Below are 14,401 nucleotides of genomic sequence, written 5' to 3' on the forward strand. Positions count from 1 at the left end.
GCAGGACGTTTATGTTCGACCCCTTTAGCCAGCAAGGGGCCGGGGAGTTGAACGTCTTGAAGCGACATCTGCAAAGCACCGTACTTACATTACTTGATCGCAACACCAGCCAGCGCGAGATTCACCGGCTGACGGGTGTCGATCGCAAGACGATCCGGCGTTATCAGGCGCTGCGGGCCGGTGCGGAGGCAAATTCCCCCGGGGAAGTGACCACCGGCTCGGTGAGCGCGGACGGCCAAATTCCTCCACCCCGACCACCGGCTTTTGGGACATCGGAAGCGACGGTCACCAGCAGCCTGGCCCGTTCGGCTTGCGAAGCGCATCGGACGTGGATCGAAGAACAGGTCCGGCTGAAGCGGAACGCGCAGGCGATTTACCAGGACCTGGTTGATCAATTTGGCTTTCCGTCCAGCTACCAGAGTGTCAAGCGGTTTGTGCGCCGGTTGCGGCACGCTGATCCTGAGCAGTTTGATCGTCTTGAGTTCCTCCCCGGCGAGGAAGCTCAGGTCGACTATGGCGAGGGCGCGCCGACGGTTGATCCGAAGAGCGGGCGGTACCGTCGTCCCCGCCTGTTCGTGATGACGCTACGCTACTCGCGGCGCAGCTTCCGGCGGGTAGTCTGGAAGTCCAGCCAACAAGTCTGGGCGCAGCTCCACGAAGAGGCGTTCCGGTATTTTGGCGGGGTCCCCAGCTATGTCGTGCTCGACAACCTGAAGGAAGGCGTCCTCAAGCCGGATTTGTACGAGCCCCAGCTCAACCCGATTTACAGCGCGATGCTGGCTCATTACGCCGTGGTCGCCGATCCCGCGCGCGTGGCCGATCCAAATCGGAAAGGATGCGTCGAGAATGCGATTCAACATACCCAGGGCACTGCGCTGGCCGGACGGCGCTTCGAGACGCTGGAGGCGCAAAACGAGTTCTTGAGGCACTGGGAGGAGAACTGGGCTTCCAAACGCATCCACGGCAGCACGCGCCGTCAGGTCGAGGCGATGTTCCAGGAAGAGAAGCCGCACCTGCGGCCGCTGCCTGTCGCTCCCTTCCGCATCTTCACCGAAGTCGTCCGGACTGTCTGCGACGACACCACCGTACGCGTCGACAACAGCTATTACGCCGCGCGGCCCGCGCCGATCGGCAGCCAGGTCGTCGTGCGCATCTACACCACCACGATCGAGATCCGTGATCGCCACACCCGTGCGCTGCTGCGTGTTCATTCCCGGATGGCGCACCCCGGTTCTGTCGTCCTGCCGACCAGCGAACGGCCGTTCAACCCGTCGCGGCAAACCGCCGTGCTGCTGGCGAGCGCCGAGCGCATCGGACCGCAGACCAGGGCCTTGTGCCAGCAGGTGTTCGACACCGAAGGGCGCCCCGGACAGCGCGCGATGTGGGGCATTGTCGGGCTGGGCCGGAAGTATCCGGCGCGGCTGGTCGAGCAGGCCTGCGCGCACGCCATCGACAACCGCATCTACCGCTACAAGCACGTGCGTGCGACCGTCGAGCGGTTGTTCGAACAGGCGATCGAGCAGGTTGGAGTGACGCCACAGCCGGCATCGCCGCTCACCCAGGATCATCCGCTGATCCGTACCCCCGCGGAATACGGCGACCTCTTCAGCCGCGCTGTGCGGCGCGACGCCGACGACAATGGTCGGCAGGCCGAGGCTCACGACGATCACGCCACGGCAATCCGCGCTCGTGTCCCCTGCGCAACCCCGGCCAACTCCGGCGCCACGAGCGCTCCCGCTGCACCTTCTCACCTTAAACTGGAGACCTAGCCACATGATGACCATGCCGGAAATTGAGCGTTGCCTACGACAGCTGCGCCTGTCGGGTGTCCGCGACACGCTGCAGACGCGCGTGCTCCAGGCGCAGGGCGCCAACCAGCCCTTCCTCGAGACCTTCTCCCTTATCCTGCAGGATGAACTGGACCGTCGTCAGTCCCGTCTTATCGAGCGGCGATACCAGCAATCCGGGCTCGACGAAAAGCTGACGCTCGCCGAGTTCGACTGGTCCTTCAATCCCAAACTGCCACGTCAGACCTGCTTCCAGCTCCACACCCTGGCGTTCATTGCCGCTGGCGAGAACGCTCTGCTTGTTGGCAAACCTGGCACCGGGAAGTCGCACATCGCCAAGGCGATTGCCTATCAGGCGATCCTGCAAAGCCACAAGGTCCAGTATCTTGAGACCGACGACTTCTTCCACCGCTACGCCCTGAACTCTCCGGCACAACGCGAGGTCCGGCTGCGAACCATCATCGACTGCGATCTCCTCGTGCTGGACGATCTATTCCTCGCACGCGCCATCCCCGACGACGCCGGCACTTTGCTGCAGACCCTGATCCATCAGCGTTACAAACTGCGCCGCAGCGTCATCGTCACCTCCAATCGCGTCGTGCAGGATTGGGGGGCATACCTTGGGGACAACACTATGAGCACGACGATCCTCGATCGCCTTATGCATCATTGCCATCTGCTTGAGTTCGACGGACGCAGCTATCGGCTCAAAGAAGCCGCTGAAGCTCTTGCCCGGGAAACAAACTCAAACTAACAGTCCCTTGTCCTGCCTCGCGGGTGGAGGAATTTGACTGACCACACCCGGAGGAATTTGAAGTGACCCGCGGGGTCCCGCGACAGCCGAAAACTCGTAGCCGGTCTTCGGATTGAAGTAGGTGTAGCCGCCGCCGCCGTCGATAGCAGCATGGCCGATACCGAGATTGGCAAGCCGGATTGGCGAATAGGCGCCGACCGGAATGTCCCCGGTCACATAGGTCATGAAATTGTGGGCGCCGGCGTTCCACTTCAATGTCGCCTGCGGATAGAGGTCGCCGACCGATGTGATGGAGTCGGCGATGGTGCCGTTGCGCGTTATCACCAGCGGTCCGAGTACCGCGGTCAGCGTCCCGCTCAGGTCGGCGCTCGACCGCCCGAACAGGCCGGTTACGCCAACGGCAAATTGTCCTCCAAGCACCGGCGTTGCGAAGGTGTAGGTGGGGTTGAGCAGAACGAGATCGCCCTGCGCATTGAGGTGCAGATTGAGGCTGCTGTTCACCGTCGCGGGAAACCTGCCGATCTGGATTTCCTTCGCCGCGACTGTGGCCCCGGATGCGGATACGGTAGTGTGATAATACACCGCCGCCATCGACCAGCCCGGCACCGACGGGACGGCCGCGAGGCTGCCGAACCGGCCGGGAAGCCAGTACGAAACCCCACCCTCATCGGCATATGCCGCTTCGGGCACGCAGCCGAGCAGCACCATGGCCGCGCCGAGACTCGAGCGGATGAACCAAACCCGAGATTCCTGCTTGGATGGCGTCATTCTCTGCCCCCGACACCAATTGTGTCTGAACTCAAAACGGCCGTCGCTGAACTGCAACGGGTGGTCACAGTCCGCGCCACAAGTATGCGGCATACGATCTGACCGGACCATCTGCCGAATCGATCTGCATTCGGACGTCTGTCACACCCGCTTGATGCCAGGCGGCTGCCAGCTCCCTTCGCCGGCCGGCAGGATCGAAGGTGCTTCGCTCTTCGGCCAGTACAAGCGCATGACAAGATAGATCGTGTCATTGGGCGCAGGCAGCCAATTTGCTTCCTTGTCCGCGCCGGGGCTCTCCTTCTGGATGTAGAGAGTGAGCGAGCCATCCTCATTCTTCTTCATGCCGGGCAACATCGGCGAGTTGATGAGGTAGCGGCTGATCGGGTTCTTGACCAGGAGTTGGCTCTTGCCGTCATACATCGTCACCGACCAGAAGGAGTTCACCGGTGGTAGTTGTCCCGCCGGGAAGGTCAGTGTGTAATTGTGCTTGCTGCCGTCGAGCGTCCGGCCGTCGCTGTCAACGCGCGTGAACGGATAGGTCGCTTCCGCCGGGTCATTGCCGTAAATGCCGGCCTGAGCGGCAGCGGCTCGCTTCAACCAGTCGCCATTGTAGTGAGCGCTATCGCCTGGAAGACCGCTAACGCGCCAGCCATTGATCGCCTTGCCGGCAGATGCGGCGGCCTCGTCCACCTTCCGCTGCCCTTCCTTCATGCCGAAGCCAAGCTCCAGCTTGTGCTCCAGTGGCAGGTCCTTGAAGTTGAGGGTCTTGCCCGGCCCGACCCCGATGCGTGCCAGCTTGGAGCGTATCTCCTTCTCATTATCCTGTGCCGGCGCGAATTGTAGCGCGAAGTCGAGATAATCGAAGAAGTTGGTCTTCACGAGTTCCTTGTCGATCTTGGGGAAGTCGATGGTTGGCGCGGCCGGCGGCGGCGTCTGTTTCAGATAAGCCGAGAGCATCTGCACCTCGTAGCCAGCTTGCACCTTCTTGACGTTGTCGAGATCATCCGGGCCGAAAAGCTGGGTGCGATAGCCCGCGAGGGAAAACTGTGTGCTCGAACGAAACACCCGCTTGATACCCGCCGGAGTATCCCCCTTCCAGCCGGGCCCGACCACCATGTAGTCGCCGGCTTCGCTCCCGGTGGCTCGGCTGCCGATATAGCCGTAATTGTAGGTATTGCCGTCGCAGAGCATGACCGAGTAGTAGCGCTTCGGGTCCATCGCGGGCACCGAGAGCACCACCGGCTCCGTCCGCAAATCCAGCCATACGAAGGAATAGGGCGTGTCGCTATTGGGCGTGACGATTGCCGTATCCTTGTAGGTGTAGACATTCGGCTCGTTCTTGATTTGGTTGAACGGTGCCTTGAACTGCCCCGAACTGCGGTCGACCGCGTATTCGTACATGACAGCATAGTTCATCACGATTGGCAGGCCATAGATGAAACCTGCCTCGGCGACGTCCTTGGCCTCTAACAGCCTGGGCCAATCGGCTTTGTTCTGCGCAATTGCCGGGGTGGACTTGGCCGTCGTGACGGCGAGCGCAGTCAGCGCAGCGGAGCGGAGCAGATCGCGTTTCGTCAACATGGGACGCTGTCCTTTGTCACCAATGTCCTTTTGTTCGGCGGACGCCAGCGCCAAAGCGCTGGGCCTCGATGGCGGAGCGGATGAGGTCATAGCCGCAGGCCGGACCAGCCGAGATATTTGAGAGCTTGTGCTGTCGTATGCCTTCGGCTCAGGTGACCTGCTTGACCGGCGGAATCTTCCAAGATCCATTGATGATCGAGGGGTTCTTCTCGTTCGGCCAATACAGCCGCATCATCAGGACAAAATCGCCTGACGGTGCGGGAAGCCAGTTGGATTCCTTGTCCTTCCCCGGCGAGCCCTTCTGGATGTAGAGATCGGTGGAGCCGTCAGGATTCGATTTCAAATTCTGTCGCGCGCTGATCGAGTAGCGGTTGAGTGGATTGTCCACGAAGAAATAGTTCGCATCGTACATCGTCAACGACCAGAACCCGAGCGCCGGCGGCAGCTGCCCCTTGGCAAATCGCAGCACGTATTTGTTGGCGCCGTTGTATTTGCGGCCCTCAGCGTCTTTCAGCGATGTCGGATATACGGCGTCCTGCGGCCGGTTGGCACCGAGTCCGATGGCGGTAATCAGCGCGCGCATCAGATAGTCGGTACCGTAGACGCCGGTCTTGGTGGTGAAGCCCCAGCCGCTCTCGTCCTTCATGTCCTTGTTGATCTTGAACTGAAGCATGATGCGATCGAAGCCGATTTCCGGAACTCGCTTGACGAAATCTGCCTTGAACTTGCTTGCGTCGAAATCCTGCCCGGGCACGATTCCGATCCTCGCGAACTTGGCGAGTTGCGGCGCGTCGGCGGCCGCCGGCGGATTGTCTTTCATGAGCTTGCAGAGCAACGTGAAATAGGCCGTCGCATCCATTCGATTGACCTGATCACGAACAGCAGTCTTCATGTCGATGGAAGCATCGACCTTGCCTTGGGGCGGTGTGTAGGGCTTGCCATAGGAGCTCAGCGGGACCAGCCTGCACTCGTCCTGCAGCTTGTGCACCTCGGCGTAGTCTTCGGACGTGCCGGTGCAATAGATGCGGCCGAGCAGCCACACGATGCTGGTGGGCGACTTGTATTCCTTGACGCCGGACGGCAGCGTGCCCTTCCATCCGGGGCCCGTGATGGCGTAGGTCTGCGCGCCGGTGCCGGTCGTCCGCTTGCCCGGCACCTGGAATACCGTCGTCCAACCGTCCAGCATCGGGAAGAGTGCGTAACGGCCCTTCATGTCCGGGATGCTGAGCACCCACGGTTCCTTGCCGACGTCGAAGAACGCACTGGTGTAAAGCGTGTCTGCATTTGGTGCCGTCACGTCGCGGAAAGACGCATCAGGGTACTTGCGCAGCTTGATGATCTGGCCCATCGGCGCGCGCGTGCCGACCGGCGTTGCAACGTTGGTGATGACACGGCGCGTCATCTCCATCGTCACGAGCGGATAGCCGAAGATGTAGGCGTCGGTGGCGAGTGCGAACTCCTCAAGTCCCTCGCCGGTGCCGAGAAGTTCGCCGAACTCGGCGTGGCCCATCGTGCTTATCGAGGAACTGGCGAGCAGGCTGATGCCGCCGATCGTTACGTTGCGACGTGTGATATCCATCATACAAACTCCGTTGAAAATGAAGAACTGGAAATCTTTCGACGCGCTCGGTCGCTCAATTCACCGAGCTAAGGGGAAACCCGCTCCTCTCTCGTCTCAATAACAGGGCGGATACGGGTAATAGCCGCATGCCGGCCGCGCGTAGGGGTGATAGTACGCAGCCGCGCCATATGCGGCGCCTGCATACATCGCGCCGCGGAATGCGCTACGCCGGGCAACGCCGGCGAACGACATCGGCGTGAACGGCCGCCCGATGATGTCGATGAAGAGGGCAGCGCCACCGTCGGCGCCGGCAAGATCGCCTTCCAGAGTCTGGACATGGAAGGTGAGCTGGTCGCCCTCGAGCTTCGGGTTCTTGAGGACCACGACGGCGTCCTTGATCGAACCATCCTTGCCCAGCACGGAAACGGTCGCGTTCGGAGGATTCTTGACGAAATTGTCTTCGCCCGAGCCCCACTCCGCAATCACATCAGCCGTCGCCTGGTGGCCCGCCGATCGCACCGGACGGTCGGCAAATATGATGGAGCTGAGCGACACGCCGGTCAAAGTAAGTGTATCCCCTTGCAACGTGGCGCCGCGGGAGTTGAGCACGAACAGCGACGGCACGATCTCGGGTTTGGCTGAGGCTGCTGGCGTGCCGATTGTCTTCATGGAAGACGGTGCCGCCGCGTTCTGGGCGAGCGACGCACTGGCGCTGCAAAACGTCATGGCCAGGGCGAGTGTTGCGATAATCCGATCTAGTCCTGCGATCCGCATGTGACGTTCACTCCTGTTTGCCGCTCGTCTTTTTCGTTGGCCGTTGCCTGCCGAAACCCAATGGTTAACGGCAGGTATTCCAAATGCCTGCATGACGCGCTTCCCAGTTCACTGATCAATCTAGGCACGCTCGCACCAGCGTTCAGAATGATCTCTCGACGTCGCGGCGTCTTGCCATTTCGCGCCAATCATTCCGAGGTCGAGTTAGTCATTTCGAGGTCCTGGGAAGCGCTTACCTGCCGGCTTTCGGGCAAAAGGACCGTATTTCGAGCCACTCGTCCGGTTTGACTGCTGTCGCCGATAGACGTTGGGTTGGATCTTCATCAAGCGCGCGAAGTTGCGGCTGAAGCTGCTAGCACCTGCGAAACCCAAACGCGCAGCGATGTCGGCGATGTTTTCGTCCGATTCCGCGAGCAGATGGCAGGCGGTGTCGAGCCGAACCTCCGCGACGAGCTCAGCGTAGGTGGTGCCCATCTCGGCAAGGCGGCGCTGCAGCGAGCGGGCACTGATGCCGAGCCGGTGCGCCGTTTGGAGGAGCACGGCTCGGTCCTGGCGCAGCGACGCGGCGATGGCCGCCCGGACAGCGTATCGGGACGGCGTGGAGACTCGCTTCATGATGCGGCGCGAAACCTCCGCTCTTCCGACATATTCGCCAATGTTTACGCAGAAGACGCCATGACGTATGGCCATCGCGCGCCAAAATGCGACTTCGCCGACCGTTGCGAAGGGTAGCACCGGCATGATGCCGCAGCGCAGCGTGGCAGGTTGATCTTGAACTCAGTCTAAAGTAGCATCATGCACAAGGCGCACGGTTGCATCACCTTGGGAGGCCGGGACAGCGGAAAGCCGTGACGTCCCGGGGCACGACCATGAAGGCCATTGTCGTGGCGCGTTGCGCCCTGCTTGCACCTTTCGTTGAGGTTTTGAACGATGTCGGGGCCCCGGCTGAACGGATGCTGAGCAGGTTCGGCCTGCCAGCACATCCCGAGCAGAAGCCCAATGACTATTTCCCTCTCATTCCCGCACTTCAGTTCGCAACGATTGCACAGTCATCGCAGGGGATTGCGGATCTTGGATTTCGAGCCGTCCAACGAATGCACTTTGGTCATATGAGTGACCAACTTCAAGCTGCGGTTCGCCACGCGCCGACCTTGTTTTCCGTCTTGGAGCAATGGTGTCAGCTTATCCAGATCGAAGACAACTTCGTCCGCTATTGGCTCGAGCGTCATGATGACCTCTTGAGGGTTTGCAACAGCATCTCCGGAACTGCTGGCACTCTGCATCTCGAGCATACGCAATGGCTGCAGAACGTGATGATGGTGTACGTCATCCGCCAGTTTGCAGGGCCGAATTGGGCGCCGGCGACCATCGCCTTTGAAGCTCGATACACGCCTGGTCCCGAGACCCAATCCCGGTGGCCTCACACCCGCTTCCTATCGGGTCAGAAGGTTTCATGGATTGATGTGCCCATTTCACTGCTGAGCTTGCCCAATCCGGTGAAGCCCACGGCATCAGGCCCATCGGAGCGCGAGTTTCGGCGCATCGGCACCGATGCCATAACATCGCTCAAGATGATGCTTCCGTCGTACCTGGATAAGGGCCCCCTCGGCATCGCCGAGGTGGCGGAGATCGCCGGGACCAGCGTGAGAAGCCTTCAGCGCGGCCTCGCAAGCGCAGGACTGACATACTCTCGTTTGCTCGATCAGGTCCGGTTCGAGAAAGGTGCCGACTTGCTGCGCAAGACGGACGCCAGGATAATCGATGTTGCCTTTGCCACGGGTTACACCGACCCGGCTCACTTTGCCCGTGCGTTCCGCCGCATGGCGGGCATAACGCCGCGCGAGTTTCGAGAGAATTCGCCGCGAGCCTAAAGCGCGATGAGATTTGGATGAATCGTCATCGCGCCTTAGGTCCTTGTTTGAGCATGATCTTTTCGGAAAACCGCTTCGCACTTTTCCGGATCATGCTCTAGCGATGCGAAAGTCCCACAGGAGCGTCGATCGCCGCGAAGCTCCAAAGTCTGCTTCGCCGGAGCGCACCGGCCCCCGCGACCGACATTGACGCGTCCGCGCGCCTCAAGCCGGCACGATCACCTTGCCGATCGGCCAGAGCGCGATGCCCGCGAGCTTCAGGTGTGCCCAGGCGAAGGGAATACCGATGATGGTGACCGCGAGGACCAGCGCGGTCAGGACATGGCCGAGCGCCAGCCACCAGCCGGCGAGCACGAACCAGATGATGTTGCCGATCACCCCGAGCGGGCCGGTGCCGATATCGCTCATGCCGGTGACCTCGTCGCGGCGCACCGCCCGCGAGCCGAACGGCAGCAGCGTGTAGATGGCGATGTTGAACGCCGCCCGCGCCCAGGGCAGGCCAATGATGGTGATGGCCATGATGATGGCAGCCACCAGCCAGCCGAACGCCATCCAGGCGCCGCCGATCAGGATCCAGAGGATGTTGAGGAGAATGGAGACGGGGGCCATGGTTCTATCCGCAGGTCGATGACCCCTTCACTATAGCACATCCCGCGAGGTCATAGTCCATGACGCCGGCTGCGTTCCGCACGCAGCGATGTGGCGACAAATCCAACATCCTCGATCCCGCGCGAAATCTCCTTCGCGCAGAGATAAAGCGTCAGCGCGGCGACGCCGATCGCGGCAAGTCCCGAGATGAGAATTGGATTCGGGCAGAATATGACAAGAAAAATGTCGAGCGGAATGTATCCAATTGGCAGGTGCGGCAAGCAATAGAATGCCAGAGCCCAACCGCACAGCATCACGGCAGCAGCGTTCAGTCCGGCCAAGGCCGTCACGACGATCGCGAGACCCTTCTTCATGGAGAGCGCGAGATCAACCAGCTTCACGACGGCACAACATGCGACCGCGATCATGATCACCGGCCCCCACTCAGAAGCCCCCGCGGCGATGGCCTTGGCCGGACCGCTCCAGACCCACAGCGTCATGACGCAGGCAAGCAGGGCCAGATTGACCTTCACTGCTTCGGGAAACTTGCATCGAAGCAGATAGGCATTCGCCTTCTCGACCAGGTCCAGCAGCGCGCAGACGATCAGCCCGGCTGCAAAGCCACCGAGGTGAACGCCCCAGTCGATGCGCGAATTGCCGAGCGCAAACGCGATGTTCAAGCCGATGTTGATGGCGAAGAAGTCGAACCCGACCTCGAGCTTGCCGAGGATCCACAAACAAAGCAGCGCGCCCAGGATGCCCGACGTGGCACCGGACGCGCCTACCGTCAAATAGGGCGTGGAATGGATACCATTGCCGATGACGGCACCGAACACCATCGCGCAGAGATAGATGATGAGGAAATAGGCCGGCCCGACCCGCCGCTCCAGATGTGCACCCCAGAGCACGAGGCACAGCATGTTCATGGTGAGATGAACGAAATTGACGTGCAGGAACCCATAGGCGACGAGGCGCCAGTATTCATGCCGAGCGATCGCGGTCGCATACATGCCGCCGTAGCGATACAGTAACTCCGCCGGCGCCGCCGGACCGCCCGCCTGGATGAAGCAGAACCCCGACGCGAGGACCGTCACGGTCATCAGCGTATAGACGGCGGCATGAGGGACTTCGAAGAAGCCGGGACTGGCGCGGTATGAGGGCATGGATGATCGCAACGGGCTGGCGTGGAGAACGCCAACCTAGCCGAGCCGACCGACGATTGCTACTCCAGCGCGTTGCATCCGGTGTCCGCTACCGTCCCTCGAACTTCGGCGCGCGCTTCTCCATGAAGGCCTTCATGCCCTCGGCCATGTCCTCCGTTTTGAACAGCGGCAGGAGCTGGAGATAAACGTGGTGGACGTGGTTCTGGAAATTCTCATTGAGGCCCATCCGCATCATGCGCTTGGAGGCCTGCACCGCGAGCGGCGCGTTGGCGGCGATCTCGCGGGCGATCGCCGTGGCACGGCTCATCAGCTCGGCATCCGGCACCACCTCGTTGGCGAGGCCCCATTCCAGGCACTCGCGGGCGCCAAGCGTGCGGCCGGTGAAGATCAGCTCGGAGGCCTTGGCCCAGCCGAGCATGCGCGGCAACAGCCAGGTGCCGCCGGACTCCGGCACCACGCCGCGCTTGACGAAGGCTGCAGCGAGCTTTGCGGACTCAGCCATGATGCGGATGTCGCAGCCGAGCGCGGTATCCATGCCGTACCCAGCCGCGCCGCCGTTGACGGCGCATATGGTCGGCTTGTCCATCGCATGCAGGACCGTCGGCGGGGTGTTGCGGAGGTTGATCGTGGTCGGCGAGGAAGCCGCGCTGAGGCCGTTGCCGTCGCGCTCCTTGCGCAGGTCGAGGCCGGCGCAGAACGCCCTGCCCTTGCCGGTGAGGATCACGACGCGGACGTTCCTGTCCTCATTGGCTTCGGTCAGCAGGCGGGCGAGATCGTTGAGCATCGGCCCGGAGATCGTGTTCATGCGCTCCGGCGCGTTCAGCGTGATGGTCGCGATGTGGTCGGCGACCTCGTAGAGGACTTCTTTGGTCTCGCTTGCCGCATCGCTCATGGGAGCCCCTCTATTGTAGCCTGGATGAGCGAAGCGACATCCGGGACCTTACTCTCATCGTCCCGGGTATCGCTTCGCTCACCCGGGCTACGAAATGTCAGATCTTCCGGCCCACCTGCTCCCAATAGGGATCGCGCAGGCGGCGCTTGAAGATCTTGCCGGAATCTTCACGCGGCAGGCCGGTGCGGATCTCGATGTGCCTGGGCACCTTGTAGTCGGCCAGATGCGCCTTCAGCGCGGCGCGCACACCGGCGGCCTCGAGCGTGACACCCGCCTGCGGCTCCACCACCGCCATCAGCGCCTCGCCGAATTCAGCGTCGGGGATGCCGAACACGGCGCAATCGTGCACGCCGGGCACCGCATGCAGAACGGACTCGATCTCGGCCGGGTAAATGTTGACGCCGCCCGAGATCACCATGTCGCGCTTGCGGTCGCAGATGAAGACGTAGCCGTCCTCGTCGATGTAACCGACATCGCCGGAGGTGATGAAGCCGTCGCGATCGATCTCGGCGCGCTTCTCCGGCTTGTTGTGGTAGGTGAAATCGGCCATCTCCGCCATGCGCGAATAGATCTCGCCGATCTCGCCGACGCCAAGCACGCGACCGTCCTCGCCGATGAACCGCAATTCGGCGCCCGGCGAAATCCTGCCGACGGTGCCGGGCTTCTTCAGCGCGTCCTCTGACGTCGCGAAGGTGACCGCGCTGGATTCGGTCGAGCCGTAGAACTCGTAGATCACCGGTCCCCACCACTCGATCATGGCGCGCTTGACGTCTGCCGGGCATGGCGCCGCGGCATGAATGACGTGGCGCAGCGAGGAGACGTCGTACTGCTTGCGCACCTTCTCCGGCAGCTTCATCAGGCGGATGAACATGGTCGGCACCATGAAGATGGTGTCGATCCTGTAGCGCTCGATCAGCTCCAGAAACTCCTCGGCTTCGAAGCGCGGCATCAACACCAGCGCGCCGCCGAGCTTTCCGGCGCGGATGCCGAACGAGTTCGGCGCGGAATGATAGAGCGGGCCCGGCAGCAGCGCGCGAGCGCCGGGCTTCAGGCCATAGATCATCGCGCGCATGCGCTCGCCGGCCGCCGCCTGCTCCGGCGTCGGCGCGTTGCGGCGCACGCCCTTGGGATGGCCCGTCGTGCCCGACGTGTAGATCATGTTCATGGGCTGCGGCACCACCGGGCCGTCATAGGGCCGGTGCTGCGCAAGCCAGGATTCGAGACCGATCGCAAAGTCCGGCGTGGTCAGATGATCGGGATCGATCTTGTAGGTGGAGCGGATCTCCGGCGGCGTCGGCACGCTGAGCACAGTGACACCCTTCGGTATCGCATCGCGCAAGCCGTGCAGCAGGTCGGCATGGCCGATCAGCACCGACGCGCGGGAGTCCTCGAGGATATAGTTGATCTCCTCCGGCTTGAAGTGCCAGTTGATAGGCACGCCATAGGCGCCGAGCCGCATCGCCGCGTAGGCGGCTTCGAGGAAGGCGATGTCGTTGCGCATCAGCATGCAGACGCAATCGCCTGGCTTGACGCCGAGCTTGGCGAGGCCGGAGGCGATGCGGTCGCTACGGTCTGCGACCTCGGCGTGGGCACGGCGGCGCTCGCCGGAGACGATGCCGAGGAATTGGGGCGTTTCGCTCATTGTTGTTCTCCGATCTTTCGTCGGGTTCGAGAATGCGGCCAAACCTACCGTCGTCATTCCGGGATGCGCCAAAGGCGCAGGCCCGGAATCCATACTCCCGATCGTGGTTATGGATTCCGGGCTCGATGCTCCGCATCGCCCCGGAATGACGGCGAGCTGCTAATCCGCGAACTTCGGCGCGCGCTTCTCCAGATTGGCGCGCACCGCCTCGGTCTGGTTCGGACTGCCGATCAGCTTCTGCTGCTCGACGGATTCGGCGAGCAGCGCCGGGCCGGGATCGACCGAGAGATTGTTCAGCATCCGCTTGGCCGCGCGGATCGCGTCGGGGCTCTTGCCGGCGATCTCGCGCGCGACTTCGAGCGCGGCAGCGCGCGGATCGTCGCAGATGCGCGTAGCAAGGCCGTAGGTCATCGCCTCCTGGGCGGAGAAGATCCGGCCGGTGTAGGTGAGATCGCGCAGGATGTCGTCGCGCACGAGCGAGGCCAGGATCGGCGTGCCCGCCATGTCGGGCACAAGGCCCCATTTGATCTCCATGATCGACATCCGCGCGTCCGCCGAGAGAAAGCGCATGTCGGCGCCGAGCGAGAGCTGGAAGCCGCCGCCGAAGGCGACGCCATGCACGGCCGCGATCACGGGCACCGGGAGCTGGCGCCACCCCCACACGGCGGCTTGCGGAAAGTTGGCCTGGCCATGCGTGCGCTTGGTGAGATCGCGATTTTCGCCACCCGGAATTCCGTTGCCGCCCTTTCCTTCATGGCGGCAAAACGCCCCATGTCGAGACCGGCGCAGAAGGCGCGGCCTTCGCCCGAGAGCACGACGGCGCGCAGGCCTTTCTCCCTGGAAAGCCGCTCGGTTGCGGCGACAAGGGCCTCGAACATAGGCTGATCGAGCGCATTCATCTTGTCCGCGCGCACCAGCCGCACGTCGGCGACGCCTTCCGAGATCGAGATCGAGACGCGCTCTTCCATAGACGAATTCTCCCTGTTCTTGTTCAGTGCCGCTTTACAGGACGCTGGCGGC

12 protein-coding genes and 1 pseudogene are annotated in these 14,401 nt (G+C 62.3%); 3 read left to right on the top strand and 10 right to left on the bottom strand.

The genetic code is table 11. The features are described from left to right. Positions 1-11: 11 nt before the first annotated feature. Both istA and istB read left to right on the top strand, forming a co-directional pair. Complete coding sequence (gene istA, locus ABIF91_RS02500) at positions 12-1,769, top strand: IS21-like element IS1631 family transposase (protein WP_424578737.1); 1,758 nt, start codon at positions 12-14, stop codon at positions 1,767-1,769. Positions 1,770-1,773: 4 nt separating this feature from the next. Continuing rightward, a complete protein-coding gene (istB, locus tag ABIF91_RS02505; RefSeq protein ID WP_038952109.1) occupies positions 1,774-2,541 on the top strand; it encodes an IS21-like element IS1631 family helper ATPase IstB in 768 nt (255 codons plus the stop codon). Here istB and ABIF91_RS02510 read toward each other — a convergent pair. The 5 genes from ABIF91_RS02510 to ABIF91_RS02530 all read right to left on the bottom strand — a co-directional run bounded on the left by ABIF91_RS02510 (position 2,533) and on the right by ABIF91_RS02530 (position 7,966). Continuing rightward, positions 2,533-3,309 (bottom strand): SphA family protein, encoded by a 777-nt coding sequence (locus ABIF91_RS02510; protein ID WP_348522393.1) that lies wholly within the window; start codon positions 3,307-3,309, stop codon positions 2,533-2,535. The genes istB and ABIF91_RS02510 overlap by 9 nt on opposite strands. A gap of 141 nt (positions 3,310-3,450) precedes the next feature. After that, entirely contained in the window at positions 3,451-4,890 is a 1,440-nt protein-coding gene (locus ABIF91_RS02515; RefSeq protein WP_028178324.1) for a DUF1254 domain-containing protein, read from the bottom strand. Positions 4,891-5,038: 148 nt separating this feature from the next. Then, positions 5,039-6,469 (bottom strand): DUF1254 domain-containing protein, encoded by a 1,431-nt coding sequence (locus ABIF91_RS02520; protein ID WP_028178325.1) that lies wholly within the window; start codon positions 6,467-6,469, stop codon positions 5,039-5,041. Positions 6,470-6,565: 96 nt separating this feature from the next. Then, positions 6,566-7,225: a hypothetical protein gene (locus ABIF91_RS02525; protein ID WP_196233512.1), complete on the bottom strand. Its 660-nt coding sequence runs from the start codon at positions 7,223-7,225 to the stop codon at positions 6,566-6,568. Between the two features lie 204 nt (positions 7,226-7,429). Next, complete coding sequence (locus ABIF91_RS02530) at positions 7,430-7,966, bottom strand: helix-turn-helix domain-containing protein (RefSeq protein ID WP_244430029.1); 537 nt, start codon at positions 7,964-7,966, stop codon at positions 7,430-7,432. A 128-nt stretch (positions 7,967-8,094) separates the two neighbouring features. Between ABIF91_RS02530 and ABIF91_RS02535 the strand changes: the two genes are divergently transcribed. Then, on the top strand, positions 8,095-9,096 hold the full coding sequence (locus ABIF91_RS02535; RefSeq protein WP_050995101.1) for an AraC family transcriptional regulator: 1,002 nt from the start codon (positions 8,095-8,097) through the stop codon (positions 9,094-9,096). A 204-nt stretch (positions 9,097-9,300) separates the two neighbouring features. Here the strand turns inward: ABIF91_RS02535 and ABIF91_RS02540 are convergent, their stop codons facing one another. The 5 genes and pseudogenes from ABIF91_RS02540 to ABIF91_RS02560 form a co-directional block, all read right to left on the bottom strand. Continuing rightward, positions 9,301-9,705, bottom strand: coding sequence for a YccF domain-containing protein (locus tag ABIF91_RS02540; protein ID WP_424578738.1), 405 nt, complete (start codon positions 9,703-9,705; stop codon positions 9,301-9,303). Positions 9,706-9,755: 50 nt separating this feature from the next. Next, complete coding sequence (locus tag ABIF91_RS02545; protein ID WP_028178329.1) at positions 9,756-10,847, bottom strand: rhomboid family intramembrane serine protease; 1,092 nt, start codon at positions 10,845-10,847, stop codon at positions 9,756-9,758. Between the two features lie 88 nt (positions 10,848-10,935). Beyond that, a complete protein-coding gene (locus tag ABIF91_RS02550) occupies positions 10,936-11,739 on the bottom strand; it encodes an enoyl-CoA hydratase/isomerase family protein (RefSeq protein ID WP_028178330.1) in 804 nt (267 codons plus the stop codon). Between the two features lie 97 nt (positions 11,740-11,836). Continuing rightward, a complete protein-coding gene (locus ABIF91_RS02555) occupies positions 11,837-13,381 on the bottom strand; it encodes an acyl-CoA synthetase (protein ID WP_028178331.1) in 1,545 nt (514 codons plus the stop codon). Positions 13,382-13,540: 159 nt separating this feature from the next. Further along, positions 13,541-14,349 (bottom strand): annotated as a pseudogene (locus ABIF91_RS02560) (crotonase/enoyl-CoA hydratase family protein). Positions 14,350-14,401: the final 52 nt, after the last annotated feature.

This window comes from Bradyrhizobium sp. USDA 241, from assembly GCF_049739505.1.
In the GTDB taxonomy this organism is placed as follows: Bacteria; Pseudomonadota; Alphaproteobacteria; order Rhizobiales; family Xanthobacteraceae; genus Bradyrhizobium; species Bradyrhizobium liaoningense.